The following is an 8,110-nucleotide window of genomic DNA, read 5'->3' on the forward strand; positions in this document are numbered from 1 at the left end:
GGGTCACGACTCACCGCCCACCCTGCCCCGCGCGGGCACGTCCCGTCGGCCGGACCCCGGCCAACCGACGATCCGCGACCACTCGAGGCCCGACAGACGGCACGTCCCGACCACTCACGGACCGCCGAGGTCGCACGAACTGCCGCTCGCAGCCCCACCGTGCGACAGTTCGTGCGACCTCGGCGGCACCCATACGGCGCGTCGTGCGACCTCGCCTCCCCCGCCTGGAGGCCCGCCCCGCGTCCGCCCGTCCCCACGCCCCCGCCGACCGGTCACGACTCACCGCTCGCCCCACCCGCGCGGTCACGTCCCGTCGGCCGAACCCCGGCCAACCGACGCCTTGCGACCACTCGACGCCCCGCACGCGGCACGTCCTGACCCCTCACGGACCGCCGAGGTCGCACGAACTGCCGCTCGCAGCCCCGCCGCACGACAGTTCGTGCGACCTCGGCGAAGCGCACGCGGTGCGTCCTGCGACCGAGACGATCTGGCGCACACGCCAACTGCCGCACCAGCCGCGCGAAGAGCCCTAGGACGCCTCGGCGTCGGCGCGCAACCGCATCCGCTGCCCGTCGATGTCGACGAGCTGCCGCTGGATCTCGGCGCGACGCTCGGCCTGCTCGTGCGGGTCGGCGCGCTGCAGCTGCCCGAGCAACGAGGCCTTGCGGGCGAGCAGGTCGCGCTCGACCAGGGCCACGACGATGCTCCGGCAGTAGGCCGCCAGGTCCTCGGCGTTTCGCGCGGGGATCGGTGCGAGGGCGAGTTCGTGCGTCAGGGTTCGCAGCGGCGCCGGCACGTCGGCGAGCAGCCGGTCGAGCCAGTCCCCCGCGCCGATGACGTCGACGTTGGCGACCACGGCGTCCCGCACCGCGGCGAGCATCGGCGTCGAGAACGTGGCCGACGCGGCGAGCCCGAGCATCGGTGCGCCGACGGACGTGGGCTGCTGCACCATCGCCATCACGGCGTCGCGCTCCATGCGGCTGATCGGGTCGTTCGGCAGCGAGCGGATGCCGGCGACGGGCTCGTCGGGGGTGTCGACCCCGTCGGTGCCGTTCCCGTTGCGGCCGTCGCGCCCTGCGCCTGCGGACCGGTCGTCCTGCCCGGCGGAGCCCGCACGGCGTCTGGCGGTCTCGACCGACCGACGGACCTCGTGGATCTCCATGCCGAGCCAGCCGGCGAGTTCGCGGACGTAGCCCTGGGTCAGCGAGCGGTCGCGGATGCCGGCGAGGACGGGCGCGGCCGCACGCAGGGCACCGACGCGCCCCTCGACGGTCTCGAGGTCGTGGCCGTCCAGGGTGCGGCGGATCATGAACTCGAACATCGGGCGCTTGTTCGTGACCAGGCGGCGGATGGCGTCGTCGCCACGGGCGAGCCGGAGGTCGCACGGGTCGAGCCCGCCGGGCGCCACGGCGACGTAGGTCTGCGCCGCGAAGCGCTGTTCTTCCGCGAAGGCACGCGAGGCGGCACGCTGCCCGGCCTCGTCGGGGTCGAACGTGAACACGACCTCGCCGTTGGCGTTCGGGTCGGCGCCGGCCAGGTCACCGAGCATCGGGCGCAGCACCTTGATGTGGTCGACGCCGAACGACGTGCCGCAGGTGGCGACCGCGGTCGTGACGCCCGCGACGTGACACGCCATCACGTCGGTGTAGCCCTCGACGATGACGACCTGCTTCTGCTTCGAGATGTCGCGGCGGGCCAGGTCGAGCCCGTAGAGCACCTGGCTCTTGTGGTAGATCGGGGTCTCGGGCGTGTTGAGGTACTTGGGACCCTTGTCGTCCTCGAGCAGGCGGCGCGCCCCGAACCCGATGGTCGCCCCGGTGACGTCGCGGATCGGCCACATCAGCCGCCCGCGGAACCGGTCGTACGGCGAGCGGTCACCCTGGCTGACGAGGCCGGCGGACACGAGCTCTTCCATCGTGAAGCCACGCCCGCGCAGGTGGTCCTTGAGCATGTCGTAGGACTTCGGCGCGAAGCCGACGCCGAAGTGCTGGGCAGCCGAGGGGTCGAACCCGCGCTCCCCCAGGAACCGGCGGGCGGGGTCGGCGGCGCCCGTCGTGAGCTGCGCGGTGAAGTACTCGAGCGCGGCTTCGTTCGCGGCGATCAGCCGAGCACGAGTGTTGTAGTCGGTGCGCGGCCCGTCGCCCTCTTCGTAGTGCAGGGTGAAGCCGATCTTCGCGGCCATGCGCTCGACGGCCTCGGCGAAGGTGGTGTGGTCCTGCGCCATGATGAAGCTGAAGACGTCGCCGTCCTCGCCGCAGCCGAAGCAGTGGTAGCGGCCGACCTGGGGCCGGACGTGGAACGACGGGGAGCGCTCGTCGTGGAAGGGGCACAGGCCCTTCATCGACCCGACGCCCGCGTGCTTCAGCGTGACGTAGTCGCCCACGACGTCGGCGATGTTGACACGCGAGCGGACCTCGTCGATGTCGTTCCGCGCGATCCTGCCAGCCACCCCTCGATCCTAGTTCGTGGGACCGACGTCGGCGGACCGGTCAGACAGCGATGTGGACCGGGTCACGGTCACCCACCACCAGACGTCGGTGCCAGGCGAGTGCGCCCTGGTCGGTCAGGCTCGCGACCTGGTCGACGACGGCGCGCAGTCGGCCGGCGTCGTCGTCCGCGGCGTGCCAGTCGGCGGCGAAGCCCGGCTCGAGGTCGGACGCACCGGTCGCCGCCAGCGCGTCGAGCAGTTCGGTGAGCACGCGGCGCTGGTCCTCGTACACGGGCTGACGGTCGCCCTGGGTCATCACGAAGGCCGCGACGATGCCCTTGAGCACCGCGATCTCGCCGATGATCTCGGGCGGGGTGACGACCGACGCGGCGAACCGCACGAGCGACCCCGAGGCGTAGGACTCGCGGGTGGCCGCCGTTGCGGTGCGCGCGAAGCGTCCGATCAGCTGCGACGTCAGGTTCTTGAGGCGTGCGGCGTCACGGCGGGAGCCGTCGTACGCGGTCATCCAGAGCGGCAGCGCGCGCAGGCGGTCGAACGCCTCGAGCAGCTCGTCGCGGCTCAGGTCGTCGCCGACCCACGCGTGCATGGCGGTCACGATGTCGTTCTCACCGACGCGGTCGCCCAGGGCCGCGACGTCGATGAACCCGGCGACGACGGCGTCCTCGAAGTCGTGCACCGAGTACGCGATGTCGTCGGCGAGGTCCATCACCTGCGCCTCGATGCACCGCTGGCGGCGCGGCGCGCCGGCGCGGAGCCACTCGAAGGCGTCGTGGTCGTCGTCGTAGAAGCCGAACTTGGTGCGCCCGGACGACGACTCCGAGACCCCCTGCGCAGCGGGCCACGGGTACTTGCAGCTGGCGTCCAACGACGCACGGGTCAGGTTGAGCCCGAACGGACGGTCCACGTCAGCGCCGGGCCGGACGCCGTAGACCTTCGGCTCGAGCCGCGTCAGCAGCCGGAGCGTCTGCGCGTTGCCCTCGAAGCCACCGATGCCGGTCGCCCAGGCGTTCACGGCCGTCTCGCCGTTGTGCCCGAACGGCGGGTGCCCGATGTCGTGCGCCAGGCACGCGGTGTCGACCACGTCGGGGTCGAGTCCGAGCGAGTCGGCGAGCTCGCGGCCGACCTGCGCGACCTCGAGCGAGTGGGTCAGCCGGTTGCGGGCGAAGTCGAGCCCCGCGGTCGGGCTGAGCACCTGGGTCTTCGCGGCCAGACGCCGGAGCGCACTGGAGTGCAGCAGTCGGGCGCGGTCACGGGCGAAGTCCGAGCGGCGGTTGCCGTGCTCTTCGGGGAGCCAGCGCTCCGCGTCCGCCGGACCGTACGAGGCGGTGGCGCTCATCCGCCGCTGTGGTGCAGCTCGGCGGCGGCCAGGACCTTGCGGAACTCGGAGTCGACGTCGCGGCTCTCGAGCCAGCGGTCGGGCAGCGCGGTGCGCTTTGGGTGCCCGGCACGACCGCGCGGCCCCTCGGCGTCGGCACCCGGGTAGGGCGCGTCGTGGTCGAGCTGGCCGAGGAAGTCGTCGATCTCCTGCAGGCTCGACGCCATCGCCAGGCCGGCCCGGACGTCGCTGCCGATCGGGTACCCCTTGAAGTACCAGGCCACGTGCTTGCGGATGTCGCGGCAGGCGTGCTCTTCGTCGCCGAAGAACTCGACGAGCAGCTCGGCGTGCCGACGGAACCCGTCTGCGACCTCGCCCAGGGACGGCATGTACCGCAGCCCCTCGCCGCGGAACGCCGCGGCCAGGTCACCGAACAGCCACGGACGGCCCAGGCAGCCACGGCCGACGACCACGCCGTCGGCACCGGTCTCGTCGATCATCCGGAGCGCGTCGGCGGCCGACCAGATGTCGCCGTTGCCGAGGATCGGGATGTCGGTGACGGTCTCCTTCAGGGTGGCGATCGCGGACCAGTCGGCGTGCCCGGAGTAGTGCTCGTTCGCGGTGCGGGCGTGCAGCGACACCGCGGCGACACCGGCGTCGCGCGCGATGCGGGCGGCGTCGAGGTAGGTCAGGTGGTCCTCGTCGATGCCCTTGCGCATCTTCACCGTGACGGGGACGTCACCGGCGGCGCGCACGGTCTTGGTGACGAGTTCGCGGAACAGGTCGAGCTTCCAGGGCAGGGCCGCGCCGCCGCCCTTGCGGGTGACCTTGGGCACCGGGCACCCGAAGTTCAGGTCGATGTGGTCGGCGCGGTCCTCGCCCACCAGGATCGACGCCGCCTCGGCCACGGTGTTCGGCTCGACGCCGTACAGCTGGATCGACCGCGGGGTCTCGGACTCGTGGTGCTGGATGAGCTGCATCGACACGGGCGTCCGTTCGACCAGCGCGCGCGAGGTGATCATCTCGCACACGTAGAGCCCGGCACCGTACTCGCGGCACAGCCGGCGGTACGCCATGTTCGTGATCCCGGCCATCGGCGCGAGCACGACCGGCACGTCGACCTCGATCGGGCCGATGCGCAGGGGGCCGCCGACTCGCGAGGCGGGTGCTTGTGTGATCGTCATACCTGTCCCATCTTCCCACGTCGGTGCGCGCCGGTAGCGTTCTCCACATGACGAGCGACGCCAGCACCCGGTTCGACGCCGACGCCCAGGCCCGTGGCCTGCCGGTCGAGGTGGTCGAGCGCCCGGCCGCGGACTCCCTGCACGAGGCCGCCGGACTGCTCGGGATCGAGCCCGGCGACATCGTCAAGACCCTGGTGGTGAAGCGCCACGACGGCGGGTTCCTGCTCGCCCTGGTGCCCGGCGGCCGCAGCATCGCCTGGAAGAAGCTCCGCACGGTCGTCGGCGTCAACAAGCTCTCGATGCCCGACGCCGCCACCGCGCTCGGGGCGTCCGGCTACGAGCGCGGCACCATCACGCCGATCGGTGCCACGGGCGACCTGCCGGTGTACGCCGACGAGCGCATCGTCGGCCGCCGGGTCGCGCTGGGTGCGGGGCGGCACGGCGCGAGCGCCTTCGTCGACGCCGACGCGCTCGTCGCCGCCTACGGCGCGACCGTCGCCGACATCACCGACGAGCAACCGCAGCGCGACTGACGCAGCCGTCAGTCCGGCACCTCGGACCAGTCGCCCTCGGCCCCGGCGAACGAGCCGGCGTCGATCAGGCACGCATCGCCCTCGCAGACCGGCGCACCGCCGGGCGTGACGAGCGTCAGCAACGCGGGACGGGCCTCCAGGCCGGGAACGCCGGAAACGCCGGAAGCGGCGGAGAGGCCGCGGACGCCCGGCAGCCCCGTGAGCGCGTCCGGCACGGACGGTACCGACGTCACGGCCTGGAGGCGCACGGCGCCCTGGTCACTGATGGTCATGTCCGTCATCGGGTCGCCGCCACGTCCGCGCTCGCGTCGTCCGCAGCGCGCTCGGCCGCCGAGGCGACCTCCTCCGGCGTGGTCTCGCGGAGCGCGACCACCTGGCGGAGCACCTGCTCGAACGCCGTGGGGTCCTGGGCGCCGGAGACGCCGTACTTGCCGTCGATCACGAAGAACGGCACGCCGTTGATCCCGAACGCCTGTGCCTGGGCCTGGTCGGCGCGGACCGCGGCGAGCTGGGCGTCGTCGCGCAGGGTGCTGAGGACCTCGTCGCGGTCGAGACCGATCTCCGCCGCCAGGTCGGCGAGCGAGGACTCCTGTCCGACGTGCTCGCCGCGCTCGAAGTAAGCGGTGAACAGGCGCTCGACCATCTCGAGCTGCTTGCCGTGCTGCTTGGCGAGGTGGATGACCTGGTGGGCCTTCACGGTGTTGGTGTGGTGCATGGCCTCGAAGTCGTACTCGAGGCCGACGCCCGCGGCGATGGCGGTGACCTGGTCGAGCATCTGTTGCGCCTGGTCGACGGGCATGCCCTTGTGGCCCGACAGGAACTCGGCCTCGGTGCCCTCGAAGTCGACGGGGGTGTCCGGGCTCAGCTCGAAGGAGTGGTACTCGACCTCGACGGGAGGGCCCTCGGTCGAGGCGCCGAACGCGGCGACGCCGGCCTCGAACTTGCGCTTGCCGATGTAGCACCAGGGGCAGGCGATGTCCGACCAGACATCGACCTTCACGGAGTCGTTCATGCTGACCCCAACGCGCTCGTGCGGCGCGCATTCCCGTCACTGGCAGCAGAACACCGGTGTTCGCAGGTCGAACACCCGATTGCGAGTGTGCAACGCACGAACACCGGTGTCTTGCGGAGCCGCCGAACCCCCTACGCGCCGAGCAACCGCTGCGCGAGGTACCCCTGCAGCTGGTCGAGCGAGACGCGCTCCTGGCTCATCGTGTCGCGCTCGCGCACCGTGACGGCCTTGTCCTCGAGCGTGTCGAAGTCGACCGTGATGCAGAACGGCGTGCCGATCTCGTCGTGGCGACGGTAGCGACGGCCGATGGCACCGGCGTCGTCGAAGTCCACGTTCCAGTTCTTGCGCAGGTCGTCGGCCAGGCCGCGGGCGACGGGCGAGAGCTGCTCGTTGCGCGACAGCGGCAGGACGGCGGCCTTCACCGGGGCCAGGCGCGGGTCGAGGCGCAGGACGGTGCGCTTGTCGACGCCGCCCTTCGCGTTCGGCGCCTCGTCCTCGTGGTACGAGTCGAGCAGGAACGCCATGAGTGCACGGGTCAGCCCGAACGACGGCTCGATGACGTACGGCACGTACTTCTCGTTGGCTGCCTGGTCGAAGAACCGGAGGTCCTGGCCGGACGCCTCGATGTGGTTGTTCAGGTCGAAGTCGGTGCGGTTCGCGACGCCCATCAGCTCGCCCCACTCCGAGCCGGTGAAGCCGAAGCGGTACTCGATGTCGGCGGTCGCGTCGGAGTAGTGCGCACGCTCGCCGTCCGGCACGTCGAAGCGGCGCAGGTTCTCGGGGTCGATGCCGAGGTCGGTGTAGAACGCCACCGAGTCGGCGATCCACTGCTCGTAGTGCTCCTGGGCCGAGGCCGGCGGCACGAAGTACTCGATCTCCATCTGCTCGAACTCGCGCGTGCGGAAGATGAAGTTGCCGGGCGTGATCTCGTTGCGGAACGCCTTGCCGACCTGGCCGATGCCGAACGGGGGCTTCATGCGGCTCGTCGTGACGACCTGCGCGAAGTCGACGAAGATGCCCTGGGCGGTCTCGGGGCGCAGGAAGTTCAGGCCCTCTTCCGACTCGACCGGGCCGAGGTAGGTCTTGAGCATCCCGGAGAACTCGCGGGGCTCGGTCCACTCGCCGCGGGTGCCGCAGTTCGGGCAGGCGATCTCGGCCATGCGGCCTTCGGGGTCGCGGCCCTTCTTGGCGACGAACGCCTCGATCAGGTGGTCCTCGCGGAACCGGTGGTGGCAGTGCAGGCACTCCACCAGCGGGTCGGTGAAGGTCGCGACGTGGCCGGAGGCCTCCCACACCTTGCGGGGCAGGATCACCGCGGAGTCGAGGCCGACCATGTCCCCGCGACCGCGGACGAACCGCTGCCACCACTGGCGCTTGATGTTCTCCTTGAGCTCCACGCCGAGGGGCCCGTAGTCCCATGCGGAGCGGGAGCCTCCGTAGATCTCACCCGACTGGAAGACGAAGCCGCGGCGCTTGGCCAGGGCGATGACGCTGTCGAGACGGGAGGGCTGTGCCAAAGGGTGCTCCAGAGGTCGCCGAGCTGGGTGCTCGGTGCGGAAACGGTCCGGGCAAGACTACCGGCGATCCTGGCCCGGGAGGCCCGCCCCGGGTCCGCCC

The 8,110-nt window shown here is 71.6% G+C and carries 7 protein-coding genes; 1 reads left to right on the forward strand and 6 read right to left on the reverse strand.

What is annotated here, in order from left to right; genetic code table 11:
* Positions 1-529: 529 nt before the first annotated feature.
* The 3 genes from dnaG to dusB are packed head-to-tail and all read right to left on the reverse strand — an operon-like array spanning position 530 to position 4,948.
* Positions 530-2,449 carry a DNA primase gene (dnaG, locus tag DEJ06_RS17750; RefSeq protein WP_111040205.1) on the reverse strand — a complete coding sequence of 640 codons (1,920 nt, stop codon included), beginning with the start codon at positions 2,447-2,449 and terminating at the stop codon, positions 530-532.
* 40 nt (positions 2,450-2,489) lie between these two features.
* A complete protein-coding gene (locus DEJ06_RS17755; RefSeq protein WP_111040206.1) occupies positions 2,490-3,785 on the reverse strand; it encodes a deoxyguanosinetriphosphate triphosphohydrolase in 1,296 nt (431 codons plus the stop codon).
* Positions 3,782-4,948, reverse strand: a complete 1,167-nt coding sequence (dusB, locus tag DEJ06_RS17760; RefSeq protein WP_110860455.1) for a tRNA dihydrouridine synthase DusB — start codon at positions 4,946-4,948, stop codon at positions 3,782-3,784. The genes DEJ06_RS17755 and dusB overlap by 4 nt, the downstream gene beginning before the upstream one ends.
* A gap of 47 nt (positions 4,949-4,995) precedes the next feature.
* On the opposite strand from dusB, the gene DEJ06_RS17765 reads away from it, so the two are divergent.
* Entirely contained in the window at positions 4,996-5,481 is a 486-nt protein-coding gene (locus DEJ06_RS17765) for an aminoacyl-tRNA deacylase (RefSeq protein WP_111040207.1), read from the forward strand.
* An 8-nt stretch (positions 5,482-5,489) separates the two neighbouring features.
* On the opposite strand, the gene DEJ06_RS17770 is transcribed toward DEJ06_RS17765, so the two are convergent.
* The 3 genes from DEJ06_RS17770 to DEJ06_RS17780 all read right to left on the reverse strand — a co-directional run bounded on the left by DEJ06_RS17770 (position 5,490) and on the right by DEJ06_RS17780 (position 8,010).
* Positions 5,490-5,753, reverse strand: coding sequence for a hypothetical protein (locus tag DEJ06_RS17770; protein ID WP_146245769.1), 264 nt, complete (start codon positions 5,751-5,753; stop codon positions 5,490-5,492).
* Positions 5,754-5,758: 5 nt separating this feature from the next.
* On the reverse strand, positions 5,759-6,493 hold the full coding sequence (locus DEJ06_RS17775; RefSeq protein ID WP_111040209.1) for a DsbA family protein: 735 nt from the start codon (positions 6,491-6,493) through the stop codon (positions 5,759-5,761).
* Between the two features lie 131 nt (positions 6,494-6,624).
* A complete protein-coding gene (locus DEJ06_RS17780) occupies positions 6,625-8,010 on the reverse strand; it encodes a glycine--tRNA ligase (RefSeq protein ID WP_071405363.1) in 1,386 nt (461 codons plus the stop codon).
* Positions 8,011-8,110: the final 100 nt, after the last annotated feature.

Origin of the sequence: Curtobacterium sp. MCLR17_051 (assembly GCF_003234395.1) — a bacterium.
In the GTDB taxonomy this organism is placed as follows: domain Bacteria; phylum Actinomycetota; class Actinomycetes; order Actinomycetales; family Microbacteriaceae; genus Curtobacterium; species Curtobacterium flaccumfaciens.